Raw genomic sequence first — 23,912 nt, 5'->3', positions numbered from 1 at the left:
GGAGATCTATTGATGACCACGCTTGCCAACACGTTTGGTATTGCCGCGCGCAACTTCACCGCTTATCCCGAAATGCCCAACGCCCGGGCGCTCGTCGAGTATGGCGTTCGGGTCGAGGAGCTCGGCTACGATTCAGTCTGGGTCTGGGATCACATGCTTCTCGGCGTGGATCCGAACTTCCCGATCATCGACTCCCTGACGACGCTGACGGGCATTGCCGCGCGCACGAAGCGGATCAAGATGGGCACCGGCATCCTGGTGCTGCCGCTCCGCAACGCGGTGGCGCTCGCCAAGCAGCTCTCGAGCATGGATCAGCTGTCCGACGGCCGCCTGATCATGGGCATGGCGTCCGGATGGTACAAGCGCGAGTTCGACGCGCTCGGCATTCCCTTCGAGAAGCGCGGCAAGATCATGGATGAAAATCTTGAGATCATGCGCCGGCTGTGGACCGAAGAGTCGGTTACCGGCGAGTACATGCGCCATAACATTTCGAAGGCGGTGATGTACCCCAAGCCGGCGCAGCCGCAAATTCCGCTGCTGATCGGCGGATACGCCGATCCCGTGCTGAAGCGCGCCGCTCTGAACGGAGACGGCTGGCTCACCTACTTCTATCGTCCTGCCGACTTCAAGAAGTCCTGGGACAAGATCATCAACTTCGCCAAGGAGGGCGGCAAGGATCCGTCGATTTTGAAGAACGCCTCGCAGCTGCCGATCATGATTGGCAAATCGCGGCAGGCGGTCGAAGCCGACATGATGGACTGGCTCAACAAGGAGTGGGATTTCCCGGCTCACAGCGACTGCAGCCGCGAGAGCGCCATCATGGGCTCGGTCGATGAGTGCGTCGCCCAGCTTCGCGAGCACATCGCGCTGGGCGTCCAGAAGATCATCTTCGTTCCGTACAAGTATCAGGCGGACCAGGTCGAGACCATCGCGCGTGAGATCATCCCGCGCCTGCGCGCCAAGTAACGAAACCGGAAAAACGCTCAACACAGGCGACAAGCAGATGACTGACCCCGTACGCAAGAAGATCCTCGACAAGGTCGACGCTTCGAAAGATCACGCGATCAAGTTCCTCCAGGATATGGTCGCGATCCCGAGCGTGACCGGCGACGAAGCCGCGATCCAGAAGCACATGCACGGCTACCTGACCGAGGTCGGTCTCGAGGTCGACATGTGGGAGACCAATTGGGACCAGCTGAAGAAGCATCCCGGCTATCGCCCGGTCGACCGCGGCTACGAGAACCGGCCCAACATCGTTGCCACTCTGAGGGGCACCGGCGGTGGCCGCTCGCTGCTTCTCAACGGTCATACCGACGTGATCCCCGTCGGCAACGGCGAGGGATGGAGCGACAATCCGTGGTCGGCCTCGATCAAGAACGGGCGCATCTATGGCCGCGGTTCGTGCGACATGAAGAGCGGCGTTGCCAGCCACGTGCTCGCGGTCCAGTACTTGAAGGAGCTTGGGCTCACTCCGAAGGGCGATGTCATGATCAACATCGTCATCGACGAGGAAGTCAGCGGACACGGCACGCTGGACACCGTCATCCGCGGATACAAGGCGGACGCCGGCATTTCCGGCGAGACCAGCGACCTGTTCGTGCAGCCGGCTTGCATCGGGCGTATCTGGTTCCAGATCGACATCGAAGGCAAGCCCGCCGGTATCCAGCAGCGCTACCTTGGCATCAGCGCCATTGAGCTCGGCAACAAGATCGTGAAGGCCGTGCAGGAGCTGGAAGACGAGCGCGTTGCGAACGTCAAGCACGCGCTCTATCCGAGCGCCATCGACTCCTTGCCCTGCATCATCGGCAGCTTCCAGGCCGGCAACTATCCGAGCGCCTTCCCGGCGAGCGCCGTTCTGAAGGGATCGATCGGCACGGTTCCGAGCGAGGACCATGAGGGCGTCAAGCAGAGCCTCGTCAAGAAGATCGCCGAAGTTGCGGCTCAGGATCCCTGGATGAAGGACCATCCGCCCGTGGTGAAGTTCGTCGGCTACGACGCCGAAGCCTCGGAGATTCCGGTCCAGCATCCGATCGTGCAGACCGTCTGCGACGTCTATACTGAAGTGACCGGCAAGAAGCCGACGATCTCGGGGCGCCAGGGTGCCGCGGATACGCGGTTCTTGAACAAGTACGCGAATACGCCGACCGTGATCTTCGGACCCGGCTCGACGGCGGTCATGCATGCGAACGACGAGTATGTGTCGATCGATGATTATCTGACGGCCATCAAGGTCATGGCGCTCAGCATCTACGACTGGTGCAATTCCGCCCCAACCAAGTAATCAAGGGGCCGGATCGATCGGGAAGGGGTCCATGATTTGGGCCCCTTTTTTGGCGGCGTCGGTGGTGCGAACTCGCTATTGTCGTATGCGGGAGGGTTCTCGAGACTCGACGCTCAATCCTGGTGATGCTATCTTTGCGATAATAGAATGAATTTGATGTTCGAGCCGTCGATCGCTCCGGACACGGACGACAAGAGGGGAGACGGAGTGGCAAAGCAGGGCGTTGGAGCTTCCATTCCCCGAAAGGAAGATGATCGCTTTCTCCGCGGACGAGGCGAATATGTCGGCGATATTCGTTTGCCCGGCATGCGCGACGTTGCGTTCGTCCGTAGTCCGCTTGCACATGCGCGGATCAAGGACATCCGTATCCCGCCGCATCTCCGCGGCAGCGTGTTCATTGCGTCGGATATCGCGGCCGATACGCGTCCCATTCGCGCTGTGTCCGGACTGCCGGGCTTCAAGCCTTCCGATCAGCCGATCCTCGCGTTCGAGAAGGTCCGTCAGGTCGGCGAATTGATCGCGATGTGCGTCGCCGATACCCGCGCGGAAGCCGAGGACATTGCGGCTGCGGTCGAAGTTGATTTCGAGGAATTGCCGGCCGTGCATGACATGCTGCTGGCGCGCCGTCCGGGCTCGGCCCTGGTGCACGAAGAGTGGGGCGACAATGTCTTCCTCGAGACGTTTGTCGACATCAACATGGAAGCGGCCTACGACGCTCCGATCAAGATCACGCGCGAGATATCGACCGCGCGACAGAGCATGGCGCCGATGGAGGGCCGCGGCACGGTTGCCGTCTGGCACAAGCGGATGGACCAGCTCGTCCTCTACACCGGCAATCAGCAACCGCACATCGTGCGCAACGGCCTGTCGGAATGCCTCAATCTCGATCAGCTGAAGATCCGCATCGTCTCGCCCGATGTCGGCGGCGGCTTCGGCTACAAGGGTATCGTGCTGACGGAGGATGTCTGTCTTGGTTGGCTCGCCATGCGCTGCGGCTATCCGGTGCGCTGGATCGAGGATCGCCGCGAGCATTTGACGGCAGGCGCGAATTGCCGCGAGCATCATTACAACATCACCGTCTATGCCGATCGCGACGGGAAATTGCGCGGCGTCGAGTGCGAGGCCTCGGTCGATTCCGGCGCCTATTCGTCGTATCCGTTCTCGGCATGCCTGGAGGCTGCGCAGATCGCCAGCATCCTGCCCGGACCGTACGACTTCCCATCCTATCGCTGCCGCACATGGTCGGTGTCCACCAACAAGTGCCCGATCCTGCCTTACCGCGGCGTTGCCCGCACCGGCGTTTGCTATGCGATCGAACTGATGATGGACGCCATCGCATACGAATGCGGTCTTGAGCCGTACGAGGTGCGGCTCAAGAACCTGGTACGGCCGGAGCAGATGCCGTTCGACAACATCACCAAGAAACATTTTGACAGCGGGAATTATCCGGAATCGCTGCGGCAGGCTCTGGCAAAGATCGATTTGGCTGGCCTCCGCGCACGCCAGAAGAGGGGCGAGCCGGACGGTCGGTTGATCGGGGTCGGGCTGTCAGTCTATTGCGAGCAGGGCGCGCACGGCACGTCGGTCTACGCAGGCTGGGGCATCCCGATGGTTCCGGGACACGAACAGGCGACCGCGCGGATGACTCCCGACGGCGGCCTCGAGCTGCGCATCGGCGCGCATTCGCACGGTCAGAGCATGGAGACCACGCTTCCGCAGGTCGCGCACGAGATCCTTGGCATCGACATCGCGCGCATCAAGCTGGTTCACGGCGACACCGAGTACACGCCCTACTCGACGGGCAGCTGGGGATCGCGCTGCGCGGTGATGTCCGGCGGCGCGGTCGCGACCGCCTCGCGTGAGCTCGCCAAGCTCATCAAGGGGATTGGCGCGCATCTGCTGCAGACGGAGGTCGAGAACGTCAAGCTCGAGAACGGCGCGGTCGTTGGTCCGTCCAACAGCGTGAAGATCGATGAAATTGCGCACACCTGGTACCGCAGGCCGCAGGATCTGCCGGCAACTGTCGATCCGAGGGGCCTTGAGGTCACCATCGGCTACAAGCCGGCGCGCGATTCCGGCACGTTCAGCTACGCGACCCATATCGCGGTGGTCGCTGTCGATCCGGAGTTGGGCGATATCGAGCTGATCGACTATGTGGTCGTCGAAGACGGTGGCCAGCTGATCAATCCCATGGTTGTCGACGGGCAAATCTATGGCGGGCTGGCGCAAGGCATCGGCACCGCAATGTATGAAGAAATGAACTTTGACACGTCGGGGCAGCCGCTCGCATCGACCTTTGCCGACTATCTGCTGCCGGGCCCGACCGAGGTGCCGGCACCCAAGCTTGGCCACATGGAGACGTTGGCGCCATATACGGAGTTCGGTGTCAAAGGTATCGGCGAGGGCGGTGCCATTGCGCCTCCCGGCGCAATCGGCAATGCGGTCAATGATGCATTGCGGCCTCTTGGAGCCCAGGTCTTGCACACACCAATGACGCCACGACGTGTCCTCGAGGCCATTCGGGCCGCAGCCGAGAGCCGCAAGGCGAAGGCGCCCGAACTTGCGGAAGGGTTGCCGGCGTGAAACCTGTCAATTTCGATTATGCGCGCCCCGATGCGGTCGATGCAGTGATCAGGCTCATCGCGGACGACAGTAGAACCGTCAAGATGATGGCCGGGAGCCAGTCGCTCGGGCCGATGTTGAACCTCAGGCTCGTGCAGCCTGATCTGATCGTCGATCTGACCGGGATCGAAGAGCTCCGTTGCTTCAGTGACGGCGCGGACGAAATCTCGATCGGGGCTTGCGTCACGCATGCCGATATCGAGGACCTTCGCGTCACCGACGTCACGCGCGGTGCGCTGCCGACGGTGGCCAATGGCATCGCATACCGCGCGGTGCGCAATCGCGGCACCATCGGCGGAAGCTTGACGCATGCCGATCCGTCCGCCGACTGGCACTCGATGCTCGCCGCAGTTGGGGCAAAAGTCGTGCTGCGCGGCCCGGCTGGAGAGCGGACCGTGGCCGTTGAGGACTACATGGTCGGCGCGCTTGAGGCCGACCTGCAGCCTGGCGAAGTTCTCGTTCGCGTCGTGGTGCCGCGACTGAGCAAATCGGCGCGCTGGGGCTATTACAAGAGCTGCCGCAAGACGGGCGAATTTGCCCACGCGATCGGCGCCTTCATGACCGACCCCGATCGCGGCGTCAGCCGTGCGGTGATCGGCGCGACGCAGAGCCGCCCGATCGTCATTGCCAAGGCAGGCAATGTGATCGGCGACGGCCGCGCGCCGCGTCTGAGCGACAATTTCAACGGCGGGGCCGTCGACGAAATTCTGGAGAAGGCAGGGATGGTCGACCCCCTGGACAAGCAAACCCATGTCGTCGCGCTGCGCCGCGCGATCGAGCAGGCACGGCCGCAATGAGCATCTGCAACCTCAACGTCAACGGGAGCGCCGTCAGCGCGGAGATCCAGCCGCGGACGCATCTTGCGGACTTTCTCCGCGAGAAGCTCAATCTGACCGGCACCCATCTGGGCTGCGAGCACGGCGTCTGCGGCGCGTGCACATTGCTTGTCGATGGTGTGCCCACGCGCTCCTGCATCACCTTCGCGCTGGCCTGCCAACAGGCCGACGTCACGACGATCGAGGGGCTCGACGACGACGAGATCACACGCGAGTTGCGCGCGGCCTTCACGAGGGAACACGGCCTTCAATGCGGCTATTGCACGCCGGGGATGGTTGTGTCGGCGCGCGATGTCGTGCTGCGCATGCAGGACCCCAGCGAGCGCGATATTCGCGTGGCCATGAGCGGAAACCTTTGTCGCTGCACCGGCTATGTCGGCATCGTCCGCGCCATCCAGGGTGTGATCGCAGACCGCAGGGGGCGAGGGATCGCGGCGATTCCAAACGGAAACCGGACGCGTCTTGGGCCTTCGGGCTCCGGCAATGCGACCGCGGTGACCGCGGCTGCGGCTCGGCCCAAGGCAAACGCCGCACCAACGGCGAAAAAGGCGGAAGCTCCGGCAGCGGCGGCGGCCTCGCTCAGGGATACGAGCTGGAAGCCGCAAACGACGTTCACGCAGAGCTTCACCGTCGGGCATCCAGTCGATGACGTCTGGAATTTCTTCTCCGACATCGGCGCGGTCGCCGCCTGTCTGCCAGGCGCATCGTTGGCCGGAGAGCCGGTCGACGGGCACGTCGACGGTCAGATCAAGATCAAGGTCGGGCCGATCTCTGCCGAATTTCAAGGCATCGCCGATGTGACGCGCGATGATGCGAGCCGCACGGGCACGATTGTCGGTGCAGGCAAGGACAAGCGCAGTAACTCGTCAACCCGCGGTTTGATCGGCTATGCCGTCAAGCCGGGTGACGTGGAGAACCAAACCAAGGTCGATCTCAGCATTGGCTTCACCTTGACCGGGGCACTGGCGCAGTTCAGCCGCTCCGGCCTGATCCAGGATATGGCCGGACGAATCATCGCTGTCTTTGTCCAGAACCTCGAGACGCGGCTCTCCCATCGATCGGGTGGAGGCGAGGGCGAGCCGGCCATGGTCAGGGAATTCGACGCCGGCGCGCTCATGCGCTCGATGGCGTTGGATTATGTGAGACGATCGCTTCGATGGCTCTTGCGACGATCCTAGTTGTTCGGCGATAAAAACTCGCCTTTGGCGATGAAATGGACTATCTTACTATCATGAATAAGGTAGTCCCAAATTACGAGCGCAGTCGGGTCCCCCTCTACGTGCAGGTTGCATCGGTCATGCGCCAACGGGTCGAGTCCGGGCGATGGCAAGAGGGCGACAAGATCTCGACCATCGAGGAGCTCGAAACCGAATTCGGCGTCGCGCGCGTTACGATCCGGCAGGCGATCGAGATGTTGCGGAACGAGGGGCTCCTCGACGCGCAGCAGGGACGCGGGACGTTCGTGTCCGGAAGACCCAAGAATCGTCACTGGCTGAACCTGGCCAACGATTTCGAGTCGATGGTCGATTCCGTCAGGAACAACGTCCTCAAGCGCGTTTATGTCGAGGAAAATGCGGATCCGCCCCGGCTCGCCGCGCATGAAGGCCGGCCCGCCGCCAGCTACGCGTTTCTCAGAAGCGTGCAATACAACGAGGACGAGCCGTTTTCGGTCGTCAACCTCCATCTGGCGCGCAACCTCTACCTCAAGGATCGCAAGCGCTTCACCCACACGGCCGCGCTGACGAAGATCATGGAGATGGACGACATAACGCTCGCCCATGCTCATCAGGTCGTGACGATCGGCGTGGCCGATCCCGAAACGGCTGAACTGCTCAAGATCGGCCTCGGCGAACCAACGGCCGATTGTCGCCTGGTGCTGGTCGACAGCAACGACATCGCCGTCTACGTCGCCAATATCCACTATCATCGTAGTTGCTTCGCGCTCCGTTCCGACCTTCTCGAAAAATCGAAGAAGCGAACGAAGGCCTGACGAACGAGCGGGCGCAAGGCCCGCTCCGAGGCCGCGCTGGAGCGTTTTCGAGCGAAGTGGCCACCGGTTCGAGTGAAGAAAACGCGTCAAAACAAGAATCTAGAGCTTCGGTTCTGATGTAATCAGAACCGAAAATGCTCTAGGCGAGGATGCTGGCCGGCGAAGCGCCCACGATTTCCGTGTAGCGCTGTTGGTCGGTCGCACCTTCAGTGTTGACCAGCAGGACGCGCGACGCCTGGTTCAAGCCCAGCGATTCACGCGCGGCGCTGCTCTTGGCGGCGCGCCAAAGGCCGGCCAATCCAGCTGCGCCACTTTCGCCGGCCACAATGGCTGGATCATCGCCCGTCGGATGCGCGAGGCGGCGCATCGCTGCCGCGGCATCCTCTTCGCCGACCATCATGAATGCGTCCGCCTTCCGCGACAGGATGCGCCAGGCAACCAGAGAAGGCTCGTAGCATTCCAGCATCGCCATGATCGTCGGCTCGCCATGGGCGATCTTGATCGGCGCGCCCGCGATGGCGCTTTGATAGAGGCACGCAGCCCGTTCGGGTTCGACGACCACGAATGTCGGCCGGCTCTTGCCAAAGACGACATCAAAGTAACCCGCGACCGCGGCCGCGAGGCCGCCAACGCCGGCCTGGATGAAGACGTGGGTGGGCGCCTCCGGCTGCTGCCGGAGGATCTCGTTCAGCATCGCCGTATAACCCTGCATGACCAGTCCGGGGATGCGCTCGTAGCCGGGCCAGGACGTATCAGAGACGACGATCCAATGGTTGTCCTGGCAGACCTTGTCGGCGACCGCGACGGAGTCGTCGTAGGTGCCGGGCACCCGCACGATTTCCGCGCCGAAGCGGGCAATCGCCTGCACGCGCTCATCCGTGACCCCGGAATGCACGAAGATGACCGCCTTGGCTCCGACCATCTGCGCGCCGGCCGCGACCGATCGCCCATGATTTCCATCGGTGGCGCAGCCGACCGTCAGGCTGCGCGCGATCTCGCGTATCGCTGGCGTCCCGATCTCGCTGATATCCACCGCGCGGCCCAGCTTGTTGCCGGCATGCTCCAGCAGTAGCCTGACGACGGCGTAGGATCCGCCCAGAGCCTTGAAGCTGCCGAGGCCGAGCCGATGCGATTCGTCCTTGATATGGATGGACTTCACCTCGAATTCGCGGGCGAGCGCCGGCAGCGATCGCAGCGGCGTTTCCGCGTGGTTCGGTCGGAAGGCGAGAAAGCGCTCGACTTCGCTCGCCTCTTCACGCGCCAGCGTGGCGGCATCCGCCGGGTCAAGTGGTTGGTCGTGAGATGAACTTGTATTCGACAGGAACATTCGAACCGGCCTTCGCGATGAGCTGTTTGGTGGGAGCTGCCGCCGCTGATCGGACGTGTCATCGTCGGGCAGCGTAGCTTGCCAGGATTGGAGATACATACTATCATTGGGATGATAGTTCAATGCGGATCTCGTGAAACGGCCGCTTGCTGTCGCCGCTCCAAAACGGTCTTCGGAAAAACGGGAAAAATGGTTTGCAAAAGAGATTGTCTTACCAATGATAGGACATTATAACTCAAGCAGACGAGGTGACGGATGACCATATCGATCAACTTGAACGCCGACATGGCCGAAGGATTCGGCGCCTACGACGTCGGTGACGATGCCGGAATCCTCCAGATCATCGGATCGGCCAATATCGCCTGCGGCTTTCACGCCGGTGACCCGCGGGTGATGCGCAACGTCGTGCGCGAAGCCAAGCGCCTCGGCGTCACGATCGGTGCTCATCCCGGTTTCAACGATCTCTGGGGCTTCGGACGTCGGCGCATCGATATGCGCCCCGATGACCTCGAATACATGGTCGCCTACCAGATTGGCGCGCTGCAGGCGATGGCGGCCTACGAAGGCGAGCGGGTTACCCACCTCAAGCCGCACGGCGCGCTCAACAACATGGCTGCCGAAGATGCCGAATACGCCCTTGCCATCGGCCGCGCCATCAAGGCCGTCGATCCGCGCATCATCTATGTGGCTCTCGCTGGGTCCGAGATGGAGAAGGCCGGCCGCAAGCTCGGGCTTCCGGTTGCCATCGAGGGCTTCTGCGATCGCCAGTACGACGACGACGGCAATCTGACGTCGCGCAAGATCGCGGGCTCCGTGATCAAGGACGCGACGGTCGCCACACGACAGGTGCTCGATATGGTGTTGAACAACACCATCACCTCCCGCAACGGCAAGAAGATCAAATGCAAGGTCCACTCGCTGTGCGTCCATGGCGACGAGCCGACGGGCGTCGCCACGGCGCGTGCGGTGCGGGAGGGCCTCGAGAAGGCCGGCGTCAAGCTCGTGCCGCTCACCGAAATGCCCCTCGACTAATCCCGGAAAGGCCACCGAGACATGAACACGAAACCGACAATTGCCATCCTTGGAGGAACCGGCGATTTGGGATCCGGCCTCGCGAAATGCTGGCTTGCGGCGGGCTACAAAGTCATTCTCGGTTCACGCTCCGCGGAGAAGGCCAGGAGCGCGGCCCAGACCATGACCGGCGACGTCGCGGGTGACGACAATTCCGCCGCCGCCCGGGCTGCCGACATCGTGGTCGTTGCCGTGCCGTTCGCGAGCCATGATGCGACGCTGAACGAAGTCAAGGACGTGGTTCAGGGCAAGATCGTCGTGGATGCCGCAGTGCCGCTGGTGCCGCCGAAAGTGTCCGTCGTCCAGCTTCCGCCGGCAGGTTCGGCCGCGCAGATCGCGCAGCAGTTGCTCGGGCCCGGCGTGCGGGTCGTCTCCGCCTTCCACAATGTGGGCGCGACAAAGCTGCATCAGGGCAGCCGGGCGGATTGCGACGTTCTGGTCTTTGGCGACGACAAGGCGGCGCGCGACATCGTCATCGGTCTCGCGAATGAAGTCGCATCCGCCGGCATCGACGGCGGCGTGCTGGCAAACTCGGCGGCCGCCGAGGCGCTGACATCCGTGCTGATCGGGATCAATCGGCGCTACAAGGTGCCCGGCGCCGGCATCCGCATCACCGGCCTGTCCACTAGCCCGGGTACCTGATCCATGCCTGTGGGGACGCGAGTCGAATACATCGCCGTGCAGGACATTCGGCGCGTCGAGCCGGGCGAGGATCTTGCCGCGCTCATCAGGCGGAGCCTCGCCGGGATGTCTCTCGAGCTCAAGCGCGGTGACATCCTCGTCATTGCGCAGAAAATCGTCTCGAAATCGGAAGGGCGGTACGTTCGGCTGAGCGACGTCGAGCCGTCCCCCCAGGCGATCGAACTCGCGGCGACGGTCGGCAAGGACCCGCGCTTCCTCGAGGTCGTGCTGCGCGAATCCTCCGAGGTCGTCAAGACGCGGCCGAACGTCGTCATCGCCGCGCACCGGCTCGGCTTCGTCATGGCCAACGCCGGCATCGATCAATCGAACATCGAGCACCGTGAAGGCGAGGAGCGCGTCCTGCTGCTGCCCAAAGATCCCGACGGATCCGCGCAGAGGCTGAGGGGCGCGCTGGACGCCGCCGGCGACCTCAATCTTGGAATCATCATCAACGACAGCTTTGGCCGTCCCTGGCGCAATGGTGTCGTCGGCGTGGCGATCGGCGCTGCGGGCATTCCGTCGCTGCTGAGCCAAATCGGCGTCCCCGACATGTTCGGCCGGGCGATGCGCGTCACCGAGATCGCCATCGCCGATGAGATCGCCGGCGCCGCCTCGCTCCTGATGGGGCAAGCGGGCGAGGGCATGCCGATCGTCCTCGTCCGTGGCCTCACGCTTGATGGACCGGTTTCACCTGCAGCTGCGCTCGCGCGACCCAAGAGCCAGGACATGTTCCGATGAGTGGCGCTGACCTCAACGTTGTTGCGCTGTGCGGCGGGGTCGGGGGCGCCAAGCTTGCCTATGGTCTCAATCGCCTGCTGGGCGCCAAGCTCGCCGTCATCGTCAACACAGGCGACGACTTCGAGCATCTCGGCCTCACGATCTCGCCGGACATCGACACGGTCGTCTATACGCTGGGCGAGCTTGCCGACGAAGAGCGTGGCTGGGGACGAGCCGGCGAAAGCTGGAACTTCATGGAGGCGCTCGGCGGCCTGAACGGCGAGACATGGTTTCGTTTGGGAGACCGCGACCTTGCCATGCACGTCCTGCGCTCGCGCGCGCTGAGCGCCGGCGTGACCTTGACCGATTTCACGGGCAGGATTGCATCGCATCTCGGCATTGAGGCGAGCATCCTGCCGATGACGGACGATCCGTTTGCGACGATCGTCGTGACGGCCGATCAGAAGCTCGCGTTTCAACGCTATTTCGTCGAGCTGCAGGCGCGGCCCGAGGTCAGTAAGATCGAATTCCAGAGCTCCAGCGGTGGAACGGCGACCAGCGCCGCATTGCGGGCCATCGGCGCCGCCGATGCCGTCATCGTCTGTCCGTCGAACCCGTATCTCAGCATCGATCCGATCCTGGCTGTACCCGGTATCCGGGCGGCCCTGGATGCGACCGAGGCTCCCATCGTTGCAATCTCGCCGCTGGTCGGCGGCCGCCCCATCAAGGGGCCGACCGCAAAGATCATGAACGAGCTCGGCGTCGCGACGAACTGCGCCTCGATCGTCAGGCACTATGGCTTCCTCGACGGTCTGGTGATGGATCGCGAAGACCAGGCCGACGCCGATGCGATCGGCATTCCCGTGCATGTGACGAACACGATCATGCGCTCGAAGGATGAGCGCGTTGAACTGGCACGCGAGTGCCTTCGATTTCTTGATCGACTAAACAGCTGAGCGGAGCGATGGACGATTCCGAAACCTGGGCCCTGGTGCCTGTCAAGCGGTTCAGTCAAGCAAAAGGCAGGCTGGGCGATATCCTGGTGGCGACCGAGCGCGCAAAACTGGCGCAAGCCATGCTGTGCGATGTTCTCGGAAACCTGCGGGATACGCGCGCGCTGTCGGGCATCGCCGTGGTGAGCGCCGATCCGGAAGCGTTTGCGATCGCCAAGCGCTTTGGCGCGGCCATGATCTTCGACGAGGTCGAGACCGGCGTTAACGCCGCGGTGCAGCGTGGCCTCGATGCGTTCCAACCGTACGGGCGGCGGGTTCTTGTTGTCCCCGCCGACATTCCGTTCGCCCGTCCGGAGGACTTCGAGCACGTCATCCGGCTGCTGGACCACACGCCGATCGTGCTCGTACCTGCGCTTTACGACGGTGGCACAAATGCCCTGGCGATGCGGTCGCCCGACATGCTGGAGCCTCGGTTTGGCGAAGACAGTTTCCGCGCCCACCGCTCCCTGGCGCGGCAGCGGCAACTGAGCTGCAGCGTGTTCAAGTCGCATGGCATCGGCAAGGACATCGACTGCCCGATCGATTTTGGTCCGTATCTGATCTCGTCGCAAAACCTCGGAACGACAGGTTCGTTTCTTGATGAGCTCAAGATTGCCGAGCGCTTCGGCAGCGACGACCATCCCGTCCCCGTGAGGCTGTTCTGATGACGTCCGTCTTGAATCTCCCGTTCGACCGTCGCCTGTCCCGAAGCGAGGCCTACGAGCTCATCGATCTTGCTGACATTGATGAGCTCCTAATGGCCGCCGCCAGGCGAAGGGATGCCGCGCACGGCGACGTCATCACCTATTCGCCCAAGGTGTTCATCCCGCTCACCCAGCTTTGCCGCGATGTCTGTCACTACTGCACGTTCGCTCACGCGCCGCGTTCGAACGTCAAGCCGTATCTCTCGATCGAGGAGGCGGTCGCCATCGCCAGGGCCGGCAAGGAGGCCGGCTGTCACGAGGCGCTATTTACGCTCGGCGACAAGCCCGAGCTTCGCTACCGCGTCGCGCGTGAGGAGCTGACAAGGCTGGGCCACGAATCCTCGCTGTCGTATCTCGCCGAAGTCGCCAGGGCCGTCTTCGAGCAAACCGGCCTGCTCCCTCACGTCAATCCCGGGATCATGAGCGAGCGCGACCTTGCCATGCTGCGCAAGGTATCGGTCTCGCAGGGCATCATGCTGGAGTCCGCGTCCGACCGGCTTTGCGCCAAGGGCGGCCCCCACTTCGGATCGCCGGACAAGGTGCCCGCCGTCAGGCTTCAGACGATCAAGACTGCCGGTGAGCAGGCCATTCCGTTCACATCCGGAATCCTGATCGGCATCGGGGAGACCAGGGCCGAACGGATCGATGCATTGCTCGCGCTGCGGGACTTGAACGATGCGCATGGCCATCTGCAGGAGATCATCGTCCAGAACTTCCGGCCGAAGGTCGGGACACGCATGGCCAATGCGCCGGCGCCCTCCGTGGACGATCATCTCTGGACCGTCGCTGTCGCCCGCTTGATATTCGAGCCGGAGATGAACATTCAGGCGCCGCCGAACCTCAGCCCGGCGGCCCTAGGGCGCGTCGTTGCGGCAGGGATCAACGATTGGGGCGGCGTGTCGCCGGTCACGCCGGACCACGTCAATCCCGAAGCACCATGGCCGCATCTGCGGCTCCTGGAGGCTGCAACGCGGTCAACCGGCAAGCGGCTCGAGAAGCGGCTGCCGATTTATCCGAGTTTCGCGCGCTATCCGTCGCGCTGGCTCGACAACAAGCTGCTGAAGTCGGTCCTCGATCGCATCGACGGCGACGGATTTCCGCGCACCGACGACTGGCATCCCGGCCACATCGGCGGGCTTCCATCGCGCGAGCTCGGATGGTTGAAATCCGCTCAGCGCACCCCGCACGGCGGCGAGGTCACATCCGTCATTGCCAAGGCCCAGCGCGGCGATGAGCTTTCGGAGGGCGAGATCGTCAGGCTGTTCCGCGCTCACGAGCGCGACTTTACCAGCGTCTGCCGGGCGGCCGACGAATTGCGGAGCAGCGTCAACGGCGACGTAGTGTCCTACGTCGTATGCCGCAACATCAACTACACCAACATCTGTTCCTTCAAATGCCAGTTCTGCGCCTTCTCGAAGGGGAAGATGAGTGAGAATCTGCGCGGGCGTCCCTATGACCTCGAGATGTCCGAAGTCGCGCAGCGGGTCACCGAGGCCTGGGACCGCGGCGCCTCCGAGGTGTGCATGCAGGGCGGCATCCATCCTTCCTATACGGGGCAGAAATATCTGGATATCTGTCGGGCCGTGAAGGGCGCCGTCCCGGCCATGCATCTCCATGCGTTCTCGCCGCTCGAGATCCATCAAGGGGCGCACACGCTTGGTATTTCTGTCGCCGAATTCCTGCAGGAGCTGAAGGCGGCCGGCCTGGGCACGCTGCCCGGAACGGCCGCCGAGATCCTCGACGACGAGGTGCGCGAGACGCTCTGCGCGGACAAGATCAGGACCCAGCAGTGGCTCGAAGTCATGCGCACGGCGCACTCGATCGGGCTCCGATCGACGGCCACCATCATGTTCGGCCATATCGAGCGCTACGACCATTGGGCGCGGCATCTGCTCCGGCTGCGGCGCTTGCAGGCGGAGACCGGCGGATTTACCGAGCTCGTGCCGTTGCCGTTCGTTCACATGGAAGCGCCGGTCTATCTCAAGGGCCGGGCGCGACCGGGGCCGACATTCCGTGAGGCGATCTTGATGCACGCGGTGTCGCGCCTCGTCCTCAACCCGCACATCACCAATATCCAGGCGTCCTGGGTCAAGATGGGACCGGAGGGGCTGCGGCACTGTCTTTCGGCTGGCGTCAACGACCTCGGCGGCACACTGATGGATGAGAGCATCTCGCGGTCGGCCGGCGCCTCGCACGGCCAGGAAATGACGCCGGAGGAGCTCGAATCGATCATCATTTCGGCCGGCCGTGTGCCGCGTCAGCGCACGACGACGTATGGCGTCGCGGATGACGTTCGGAGGCAGCGTTCATTTGACGCGGTCCATGAGCGGCAGACCAGCACGGGCATGCGATCCGCGGGGTGCTAGAGGACCCGGGCGAGGCCGTGAGATTCAACAGGGATGATTGGAAATGGCGTTTGTAATCGAGCCGAATGTCGTCGACAGGAAAGGCTGGCGGCAAGCCGCGGCGCAAGCGCGCAAACTTAACCTGAAGCTGCCGACCTTCTCGCAGCTCGCGCACCCGCCGCTTCCGTCGGCCAGGGTATGGGAGGACATTGCGGCGGTAGGGCCGGATGAGCCGAGCGCCGCGAACCTCTGGCGCATGCACTGGTACAATGCGGAAGACCGCAGGGGCAGGGACCTGGTGCCGGGCCATATCGTGCTGCCAAAAGAGATCTCCGGCGTCGATGCCAAGATCATCGTGTTGCTCGGCGATCGCTTTCCGATGATCGGCGCGCACAAGGTCCTGCCGGCCTATGCCGCCTTGATCGAGCAGCTCGTGACCGGGCGGTTCGATCCATCCAAACAGAAGGCTGTTTGGCCTTCCACCGGCAATTACTGTCGTGGCGGTGTCGCCGTTTCGCGGATCCTCGGCTGTCGCGGCGTTGCCGTCTTACCCGAAGGGATGAGCCGCGAGCGCTTCGAATGGCTCGAGAAGTGGGTGACGGAGCCAGGCGATATCATCCGGACACCCGGCACCGAGAGCAACGTCAAGGAGATCTACGACAAGTGCGCGGAGCTCAGGCGCGACGACAGCAACGTCATTCTCAACCAGTTCTCGTCGTTCTCGAACTACCTCATCCACTATGAGTGCACGGGGCGCGCGGCGGAAGATGCCTTCAAGGCGTTCAACCAGGACGATAACCACGAATTGGCGGCCTTCGTCTCAGCAACCGGATCGTCGGGGACGATCGCCGCGGGTGATTTTCTCAAGAGACGCTGGGGCTCGAAGGTCGTTGCGGTCGAGGCGCTCGAATGTCCGACGATGCTCAACAATGGCTATGGCGAGCACAACATTCAGGGGATCGGCGACAAGCACATCCCGCTCATTCACAATGTCATGAACCTCGACTTCGTTGTCGGGGTCTCGGACCGAACCACAGACCAGCTCAATCTGCTGTTCGGCTCGAAAGCGGGCCGGGATTATCTCGAGACGCGCCGCAGCCTCGAACCCGCGCTCGTGTGCGCCTTTGACCATATCGGCATCTCCGGGCTCGCCAACATCATCGCCTCGATCAAGCTGGCCAAGCAGATGAATTACGGGCCCGAGAAGGCCATTGTCACCGTGGCGACGGACAGCGCTTCCATGTACCGCAGCGAGCGCAAACAGTTCGAGGAGAAGCACTACGCGCGTGGCCTTGATCAGGTGAACGCCGCCGAAATCTTCGGCGCCTGCCTGCTCGGGGCCGCCTCCGACAACGTCGTCGAGCTGACGGAGCATTCGCGCCGCGCCGTCTTCAACCTCGGCTACTACACCTGGGTCGAGCAGCAGGGGGTTTCAGTCGCCGATTTTGAGCGGCGCCGTTCGCAGTCCTTCTGGAGCAAAATTCAGGACAGTTTGGGCGAATGGGATCAACTCACCATCGAGTTCAACAAAGAAGCGAATTTGGCGAACGCTTGACCGGCACGCGCGGCATCGTGTCCGTCGAAGGAGTTTCGAAATTGGTCTAGGCGAAAGCAATCGCGCAAATGATGAGCGGCTGCGTCAAATGAGGGCACTGCGAAAACAAAAATAGAGCAGGGCGCCTGCTTGACGACGGATTAGAAGTATCTTTAAGATACTAAGAATAGGATGATAGGATCATCCCGGCGGTGACAAATGGCCAGCGCCCATAAGCTGGCGCGCTGCACTGGTGTTTCGTTCCCTAGGCACGGCTCATGCGAGCACAGGAGGAAAGATGAAGCGAGCACACGGATTGATTACGGGCGCGGCCCTCGCCGCGGCGATGTCGACCGCACTGGCGACGGGCGCAGCGGCGCAGACCATCAAGATCGGTGTCAATGAGCCGCTCACCGGTCCGTTCGCCGCTTCCGGTACCTATGTCGTGAACGGCGCAAAGATTGCCGCCGACGAAATCAACGCCAAGGGCGGCTTGCTCGGTCGCAAGATCGAGCTGGTCATCGAAGACAACAAGAGCAATCCGACGGAGGCCGCTGCCGTCGCCGAGAAGCTGATCACCGGCGACAAGGTGCCCGTGATCATGGGTGCCTGGGGCTCGAGCCTGACGCTCGCGGTGATGCCCAAGCTCATGGAATACAAGGTCCCGATGGTGGTGGAGACCTCCTCCTCGAGCAAGATCACGACGTCGGGCAACTCCTACATCTTCCGCATCTCGCCGCCGTCGTCGGTCGAGGCGACCGAGTTCAAGTCCATCATGCCGTCGCTCGGCATCAAGAAGGCCGACTTCCTCGTCATCAACAATGACTGGGGCCGTGGATCAGCCGAGGACTTCGGCAAGATCATGAAGGCCCAGAACATTCAGGTCGGCCTCGTGGAGATCATGGATCAGGCCGCCCAGGACATGAGCGCGCAGCTTGCCAAGATCAAGGCAACCGACTCGGACACGATCATGGTCACGACCGCGGTCGAGCAGCTGACCCTGGTGTTGAAGCAGGCCGCAGCGCTCGGCATCACCAAGCGGATCGTCACCACCGGCGGCTCGCAAAATCCGGATCAGCTGATCGAGCAGGCCGGCGCCGCAGCGAACGGCTCCATGCATTTGACGACCTTCGCGCCCTGGTATCCGGACAAGACCCCGGACCCGGCAGCGACGAAGTATTTCCTCGGCGAGTGGAAAAAGCGTGGCTATGCGATCGCCGGCGCGACTGAAAGCTTCCGCGGCTACGACGGAATTCGCACGATCGCCAATGCGATCCAGCGGGCCGGCAAGGCAGAGCCCGCGGCGATCACCGATGCGCTTTGGACTACCGACTTTCCCGGCCTGAATGGTCAGATCAAGTTCCAGAAGCAAGGGCCGACCGGCAAGGAAAGCGGCCAGAGCATGCCCAACCTCTATCTGATCAAGATCGAGAACGAAAAGATCATCCTGTCGGGCTCCTGAGCTCGACGATAGCGGAAGGCGCCACCAAAATTGGTGGCGCCTTGGCATTGCCTCGCCCATAAACATGCTCTGAAGAGAGGATCAGCGGTCTTTCGGCCGAAAAAATCAGCATGACCGAGCTTCTGCAACACATCGTCAACACGCTCATTCTGGGCAGCACCTACGCGCTGCTGGGCATCGGGCTCACGCTCATCTTTGGCATCATGCGCGTCGTCAATTTCGCGCATGGTGAGCTTTACTCCTTCGGAGCCTATGCGCTGTATTTCGTCGGCGTGATGCTCGGCCTCAACTTCTTCCTTGCGCTGATCGTGGCGGTCGTCCTGGGCTGCTTTGCCGGTGCGCTGATCGAGGTCGTCTTGCTGCGCCCGATGCGTGGTGCGGACATCGATACGACCATGCTGGTCATGATCGGCGCCATGATCGTGATGCAGAATGGCGAGCAGTTCGTCTGGGGTGGTGTCGCGAAGTCGGTTTCGACGCCGTTCCCGGAACTTCCGCTCGTCATTGGTTCGATTTCGGTGTCCTGGTTGCGCTTGTTCGTCTTCTGCGCTGCCCTTGCCCTGATCGGCGTGTCCTATCTCCTGATCAACCGCACAAAACTCGGCAAGGCGATGCGCGCCACCTTCCAGGATCGTGATGCTGCTTCGCTCATGGGCGTCAACATCCAGTTCATCTACATGGCGACGTTCGCGATCGGCTCGAGCCTCGCGGCAGCGGCGGGTGCATTGCTCGGACCCGTCTACGTCATCTCCCCGCAAATGGGCAATCTCGCTTCGCTGAAGGCTTTCGCCATCGTCATCCTGGGCGGTCTCGGCAGCATCGGCGGGGCCACCATCGGCGGCTTCTTGCTGGCGTTGGCCGAGGAGCTTGGTGCCGGATACGTTTCGTCGGGTTACCGCGATGCCATGGGCTTTCTGATCATCATCGTCGTTCTCCTCTTCAAGCCGACCGGCCTCTTTGCACGCGCGGAGCGGATCGGATGAAGCGATTGATCCCCTATATCGCGCTCGCCGCATTCGCATCGGTCCCGCTTTGGCTGCACGATCCGTATCTGCTGAACGCCTTCATCACGACGGGTATCCTCATTGTCGCGGCGATGAGCCTCAATCTCCTGCTCGGATACACCGGACAGCTGAGCCTTGGTCACGTCGCATTCTTTGGAATTGGAGCCTACACCAGCGCGCTGGTGTCGCTGGGCTTCGATGTCGAGTTGATCGGCGGTATCCGAGTGGTTCACGAACCCTGGCCGGTCTGGACCGGGTTTGTGATCGGCACCCTGATTGCAGCGCTCTGCGGCTATGCCGTCGGTAAGCTGTCCTTCAAGGTGCGGGGCGCCTACTTCGTCATCGTGACCATCAGCTTTGCGGAAGTGGTCCGGCTGGTCGCCCTGAACTGGGTCGAACTGACCCAAGGGCCGCTGGCCTTGACCTCGATCCCGCCGATGACGCTGGGGCTGCCCGGAGTTGGCTATCTCGATTTCTACAGCAAGCAATCCAACTATTATCTCGTGCTTGCCGTCCTTGTGGTGTCCTACATCGTCATCCAGCGTCTCGTCTACTCCCGCGTCGGGCGCGCGATGATTGCGCTCAAGGAGAACGAGTCGCTGGCAGTCTCGGTCGGGATCGACGTCACCCGCTATTTGGTGCTGGCCGCGGTGTTTTCGGCCGGCATCGCGGGGGCGGCCGGCAGCCTCTACGCCCATTACCTCAAGATCATCGATCCCGACGTGTTTGCGTTTCTTTACACGGTCACGATGGTGATCATGGTCATCTCGGGCGGCAAGGGGACCCTTGCGGGACCCATCGTCGGCGGCCTCATCTTCGGCTTCATTCCCGTCGCGGCCCGGTCTTTCGCTACGCCTGAGATCCAGTGGATCCTCTATGGCCTGCTGATGATCATCATCGTCTTCGTGTTGCCGAAGGGCATTGTCCCCGCCATCGAGAAGTGGTTCGCAGCACCTAGCACCCGCGCGGATCCGGAGCCTCTCCAAGCCAAGATGCACGACACGCCATGAGCACCATGCCCTCCAACGCCCCGCAGCCAGTTCTGTCCGTTGAACATATCGCCGTGCATTTCGGCGGACTGATTGCGATCACCGACATGAGCTTCGTCGTCAACCAGGGTGAGATTGTCAGCCTGATTGGACCAAACGGCGCCGGCAAGACGACCGCCTTCAACGTCATCACCGGCTTTCTCCGGCCGACCAAGGGCGAGGTGCGCTATAAGAATACCTCGCTCAGCAACCTCAAGCCGCATGAAGTCACGTCGCTCGGCCTGGCGCGGACCTTTCAGCGCACCAGCGTGTTCCAGAGCGTGACTGTCTTCGAGAATGTGATGATCGGCTTGCATCGGCGGAGCCGGTCGACACTGCTGGATACGCTGCTGGCGCTGCCGCGCGAAGGGCGCGCCGAGGCGGAGTTGAGGAGTCTTGCGCACGAGCTGCTCGAGATCGTCGGGATCGCGCGCCGGGCCGACGAACTCGCCGGGTCGCTGTCTTACGGCGACCAGCGTCTGCTCGGCGTCGCCCTTGCACTTGCAACCGACCCGTCGATGCTTTTGCTGGATGAGCCGGTGTCGGGCATGAATGCGACGGAAACCGCCCGGTTCATGGAGCTGCTCAACAAGTTGCACGGCCGCGGCATGTCGATCCTGCTGGTGGAACACGATGTGCCCATGGTCATGGGCGTCTCCGATCGCATCGTCGTGCTCAACTACGGCCGCATCATTGCCGAAGGGCCGCCTGCGGTGATCCGCGGCAATCCCGAGGTCATTCGTGCCTATCTGGGTGAAGGAGCCAGCCGGCATGCTGCACATTAACGGTCTTGTTTGCCGGTATGGCAAGGTCGAAGCCCTCAAGGGCGTCACCTTGTCGATCGGGCAGGGGCAGCTGGTCGCTCTGATCGGAGCGAACGGTGCGGGCAAAAGCACGACATTGCGGGCGATCTCGGGAATCCTGCCTTCGGCCGCCGGACGGATCACGTTCGATGGGCACGACATTACGAAGTGCTCGGCGCAGGAAATCCTGAGCAAGGGAATCGCACATTGCCCCGAGGGGCGGCGGGTGTTCCCGGACATGACCGTCGACGAAAATCTCGATATGGGCGCCTATCTGCGCTCCGACCGTCGGGAGATCGCGGCGGATCGGGAGCGGATCTTCGGGATGTTTCCGCGACTTGCCGAGCGCCGGCATCAGGTGGCGGGAACACTGTCCGGCGGCGAGCAGCAGATGCTGGCGATCGGGCGCGCGATCATGTCCAAGCCCAGGCTCATGATGTTTGACGAACCATCGCTCGGCCTGGCGCCCAACATCGTCGAACAGGTGTTCTCGATCATCGATGGCATCAGGAAATCTGGGACGACGGTCTTGATGGTCGAGCAGAACGCCTACTCGGCCCTTGAGATGTGCGACTACGCCTATCTTCTGGAGACCGGTTCGATCGTTCTTTCCGGCAGCGGCAAGGATCTCATCGACGATGAACACGTGCGATCTGCCTACTTGGGTGGATGACGGTCAGTGAGCAGGAATGACGAGACTCTCATGGGCGGTGCGGCGCGAGCGAGGGGCGAGGTGGGTTCCGACGAATGCCTGGTGCTTCTCGCGTCGTTCATGAGGGTGCGGGATCGCAAGGCTCGTGCTGAGATCGTCAAGTTTGCGCAACGATGCGCCGACTTCGAGCCCGGCGGAATTGTCTCCTTTGGGCTCGAGACGCCGCGCGATTGATGCGTCGGCGTTGCCAAGCCCGAAAATCCTGCGACACGGGCGGCCACCCTGGGATCGAGGACGATCCTCTGGGAAATGCCGAGCTTGCGTCGCGGATCTGGTGAATGACCTCGTTGGTTCTCAAGAGTGGTGCTGTGAGCGTGAAGATCGCCGTTGCCAAGGAAATCGATGCGTCGGAGCCGCGGGTTGCGGTTTCGCCCGATACCATCAAGAAGTTCAAGGCGCTCGGCGCCGAGGTCGCGGTCGAGCCGGGCGCGGGCGTCAAGTCGGGGCTGCCCGATTCGGAGCTTGTCGCGGCCGGCGCCACCGTCAGCGCCGACGCGCTCAAGGATGCCGACATCATCATCAAGGTGAAGCGGCCGGAGGCCTCCGAGCTGGCGAAGTACAAGCGCGGCGCGCTGGTCATCGCGATCATGGATCCCTATGGCAACGAGGCGGCGCTGAAGGCGATGGCCGATGCCGGCGTGTCGGCGTTTGCGATGGAGCTGATGCCGCGCATCACCCGCGCCCAGGTGATGGACGTGCTGTCCTCGCAGGCCAATCTCGCCGGCTACCGGGCGGTGATCGAGGGCGCCGAAGCGTTCGGCCGGGCCTTCCCGATGATGATGACCGCCGCCGGCACCATTCCGGCCGCCAAAGTGTTCGTGATGGGCGTCGGCGTCGCCGGCCTGCAGGCGATCGCGACCGCGCGGCGGCTCGGGGCCGTCGTCACCGCGACCGACGTGCGGCCCGCCACCAAGGAGCAGGTGGAGAGCTTGGGCGCCAAGTTCCTCGCCGTCGAGGACGAGGAGTTCAAGAACGCGCAGACCGCCGGCGGCTACGCCAAGGAGATGTCCAAGGAATATCAGGCCAAGCAGGCCGCGCTGACCGCCGAGCACATCAAGAAGCAGGACATCGTGATCACGACCGCGCTGATCCCCGGCCGTCCGGCGCCGAAGCTCGTCTCGGGCGAGATGGTGAAGTCGATGAAGCCGGGCTCGGTGCTGGTCGATCTCGCGGTCGAGCGCGGCGGCAATGTCGAGGGCGCGAGGCCCGGCGAGGTGGTCGAGACCGACGGCATCAAGATCGTCGGCTACACCAACGTCGCCGGCCGGGTCGCCGCCTCGGCCTCGAGCCTCTACGCGCGCAACCTGTTCTCGTTCATCGAGACGATGGTCGACAAGGCCAGCAAGGCGCTCGCGGTCAACTGGGACGACGAGCTGGTGAAGGCCACCGCGCTGACCAAAGACGGCGCCGTCATCCATCCCAACTTCCAGCCGAAGTAAGGAGAGAAGCCATGGAGCATCTCGCGCAGGCCGTCGATCCGTTCGTGTTCCGGCTGTCGATCTTCGTTCTTGCCGTGTTCGTCGGCTACTTCGTGGTGTGGTCGGTGACCCCCGCGCTGCATACGCCGCTGATGAGCGTGACCAACGCGATCTCCTCGGTGATCGTGGTCGGCGCGCTGCTCGCGGTCGGCGTCGGCATGGTGTCGAGCGGATCGGGCTGGGCCCGCGGCTTCGGCTTCGTGGCGCTGATCTTCGCCTGCGTGAACATCTTCGGCGGCTTCCTGGTCACCCAGCGCATGCTGGCGATGTACAAGAAGAAAGCCAAGTGAGCGGCGTGCACCTCGGGGTGACGAAGACAAAGGGG

At 62.8% G+C, this 23,912-nt stretch carries 22 protein-coding genes; 21 read left to right on the top strand and 1 reads right to left on the bottom strand.

Annotated elements, in window-relative coordinates; translation table 11 throughout:
* Positions 1-12: 12 nt before the first annotated feature.
* The 6 genes from AC066Y_RS21125 (at position 13) to AC066Y_RS21100 (ending at position 7,729) form a co-directional block, all read left to right on the top strand.
* Positions 13-966, top strand: coding sequence for an LLM class flavin-dependent oxidoreductase (locus AC066Y_RS21125; protein ID WP_478275551.1), 954 nt, complete (start codon positions 13-15; stop codon positions 964-966).
* 37 nt (positions 967-1,003) lie between these two features.
* Complete coding sequence (locus AC066Y_RS21120) at positions 1,004-2,281, top strand: ArgE/DapE family deacylase (protein ID WP_478275550.1); 1,278 nt, start codon at positions 1,004-1,006, stop codon at positions 2,279-2,281.
* Between the two features lie 156 nt (positions 2,282-2,437).
* A complete protein-coding gene (locus AC066Y_RS21115) occupies positions 2,438-4,864 on the top strand; it encodes a xanthine dehydrogenase family protein molybdopterin-binding subunit (RefSeq protein WP_478275631.1) in 2,427 nt (808 codons plus the stop codon).
* On the top strand, positions 4,861-5,700 hold the full coding sequence (locus AC066Y_RS21110) for an FAD binding domain-containing protein (RefSeq protein ID WP_478275549.1): 840 nt from the start codon (positions 4,861-4,863) through the stop codon (positions 5,698-5,700). The genes AC066Y_RS21115 and AC066Y_RS21110 overlap by 4 nt, the downstream gene beginning before the upstream one ends.
* Positions 5,697-6,917, top strand: a complete 1,221-nt coding sequence (locus AC066Y_RS21105; RefSeq protein WP_478275548.1) for a xanthine dehydrogenase family Fe-S subunit — start codon at positions 5,697-5,699, stop codon at positions 6,915-6,917. Before AC066Y_RS21110 ends, AC066Y_RS21105 begins: the two co-directional genes overlap by 4 nt.
* Before the next feature lie 53 nt (positions 6,918-6,970).
* Positions 6,971-7,729 (top strand): GntR family transcriptional regulator, encoded by a 759-nt coding sequence (locus tag AC066Y_RS21100; RefSeq protein ID WP_212316333.1) that lies wholly within the window; start codon positions 6,971-6,973, stop codon positions 7,727-7,729.
* Positions 7,730-7,868: 139 nt separating this feature from the next.
* Here the strand turns inward: AC066Y_RS21100 and AC066Y_RS21095 are convergent, their stop codons facing one another.
* Positions 7,869-9,056 carry a diaminopropionate ammonia-lyase gene (locus AC066Y_RS21095; protein ID WP_478275547.1) on the bottom strand — a complete coding sequence of 396 codons (1,188 nt, stop codon included), beginning with the start codon at positions 9,054-9,056 and terminating at the stop codon, positions 7,869-7,871.
* 255 nt (positions 9,057-9,311) lie between these two features.
* Here AC066Y_RS21095 and AC066Y_RS21090 point away from each other — a divergent pair, with 255 nt between their 5' ends.
* The 15 genes from AC066Y_RS21090 (at position 9,312) to AC066Y_RS21020 (ending at position 23,877) form a co-directional block, all read left to right on the top strand.
* Entirely contained in the window at positions 9,312-10,088 is a 777-nt protein-coding gene (locus tag AC066Y_RS21090) for a LamB/YcsF family protein (protein WP_478275546.1), read from the top strand.
* Between the two features lie 21 nt (positions 10,089-10,109).
* Positions 10,110-10,769, top strand: a complete 660-nt coding sequence (npdG, locus tag AC066Y_RS21085; RefSeq protein ID WP_478275545.1) for an NADPH-dependent F420 reductase — start codon at positions 10,110-10,112, stop codon at positions 10,767-10,769.
* Between the two features lie 3 nt (positions 10,770-10,772).
* Positions 10,773-11,546 (top strand): coenzyme F420-0:L-glutamate ligase, encoded by a 774-nt coding sequence (gene cofE / locus AC066Y_RS21080; protein ID WP_478275544.1) that lies wholly within the window; start codon positions 10,773-10,775, stop codon positions 11,544-11,546.
* Complete coding sequence (gene cofD, locus AC066Y_RS21075; RefSeq protein WP_478275543.1) at positions 11,543-12,481, top strand: 2-phospho-L-lactate transferase; 939 nt, start codon at positions 11,543-11,545, stop codon at positions 12,479-12,481. The genes cofE and cofD overlap by 4 nt, the downstream gene beginning before the upstream one ends.
* A gap of 8 nt (positions 12,482-12,489) precedes the next feature.
* Positions 12,490-13,182 carry a 2-phospho-L-lactate guanylyltransferase gene (gene cofC / locus AC066Y_RS21070; protein ID WP_478275542.1) on the top strand — a complete coding sequence of 231 codons (693 nt, stop codon included), beginning with the start codon at positions 12,490-12,492 and terminating at the stop codon, positions 13,180-13,182.
* Positions 13,182-15,587 carry a 5-amino-6-(D-ribitylamino)uracil--L-tyrosine 4-hydroxyphenyl transferase CofH gene (gene cofH, locus AC066Y_RS21065; protein WP_478275541.1) on the top strand — a complete coding sequence of 802 codons (2,406 nt, stop codon included), beginning with the start codon at positions 13,182-13,184 and terminating at the stop codon, positions 15,585-15,587. Before cofC ends, cofH begins: the two co-directional genes overlap by 1 nt.
* Positions 15,588-15,945: 358 nt before the next feature.
* Positions 15,946-17,121, top strand: coding sequence for a pyridoxal-phosphate dependent enzyme (locus tag AC066Y_RS21060; RefSeq protein WP_478275540.1), 1,176 nt, complete (start codon positions 15,946-15,948; stop codon positions 17,119-17,121).
* Between the two features lie 277 nt (positions 17,122-17,398).
* On the top strand, positions 17,399-18,562 hold the full coding sequence (locus tag AC066Y_RS21055; RefSeq protein WP_176529640.1) for an ABC transporter substrate-binding protein: 1,164 nt from the start codon (positions 17,399-17,401) through the stop codon (positions 18,560-18,562).
* Between the two features lie 110 nt (positions 18,563-18,672).
* Positions 18,673-19,545 (top strand): branched-chain amino acid ABC transporter permease, encoded by an 873-nt coding sequence (locus AC066Y_RS21050; protein WP_092116278.1) that lies wholly within the window; start codon positions 18,673-18,675, stop codon positions 19,543-19,545.
* Positions 19,542-20,576 carry a branched-chain amino acid ABC transporter permease gene (locus AC066Y_RS21045; protein ID WP_478275539.1) on the top strand — a complete coding sequence of 345 codons (1,035 nt, stop codon included), beginning with the start codon at positions 19,542-19,544 and terminating at the stop codon, positions 20,574-20,576. The genes AC066Y_RS21050 and AC066Y_RS21045 overlap by 4 nt, the downstream gene beginning before the upstream one ends.
* Positions 20,577-20,581: 5 nt before the next feature.
* Positions 20,582-21,379 (top strand): ABC transporter ATP-binding protein, encoded by a 798-nt coding sequence (locus tag AC066Y_RS21040; protein ID WP_478275630.1) that lies wholly within the window; start codon positions 20,582-20,584, stop codon positions 21,377-21,379.
* Positions 21,366-22,070: an ABC transporter ATP-binding protein gene (locus AC066Y_RS21035; RefSeq protein WP_478275538.1), complete on the top strand. Its 705-nt coding sequence runs from the start codon at positions 21,366-21,368 to the stop codon at positions 22,068-22,070. Before AC066Y_RS21040 ends, AC066Y_RS21035 begins: the two co-directional genes overlap by 14 nt.
* Before the next feature lie 30 nt (positions 22,071-22,100).
* Positions 22,101-22,283 carry a hypothetical protein gene (locus tag AC066Y_RS21030; protein ID WP_478275537.1) on the top strand — a complete coding sequence of 61 codons (183 nt, stop codon included), beginning with the start codon at positions 22,101-22,103 and terminating at the stop codon, positions 22,281-22,283.
* A 140-nt stretch (positions 22,284-22,423) separates the two neighbouring features.
* Positions 22,424-23,548, top strand: coding sequence for a Re/Si-specific NAD(P)(+) transhydrogenase subunit alpha (locus tag AC066Y_RS21025; RefSeq protein ID WP_342713340.1), 1,125 nt, complete (start codon positions 22,424-22,426; stop codon positions 23,546-23,548).
* An 11-nt stretch (positions 23,549-23,559) separates the two neighbouring features.
* Entirely contained in the window at positions 23,560-23,877 is a 318-nt protein-coding gene (locus tag AC066Y_RS21020) for a proton-translocating transhydrogenase family protein (protein WP_016841609.1), read from the top strand.
* Positions 23,878-23,912: the final 35 nt, after the last annotated feature.

The sequence above is a fragment of the Bradyrhizobium sp. USDA3010 genome (genome assembly GCF_056429065.1).
Note: the sequence above shows the minus strand (reverse complement) of the source record. Positions and strands in the feature narration are given on the sequence as shown.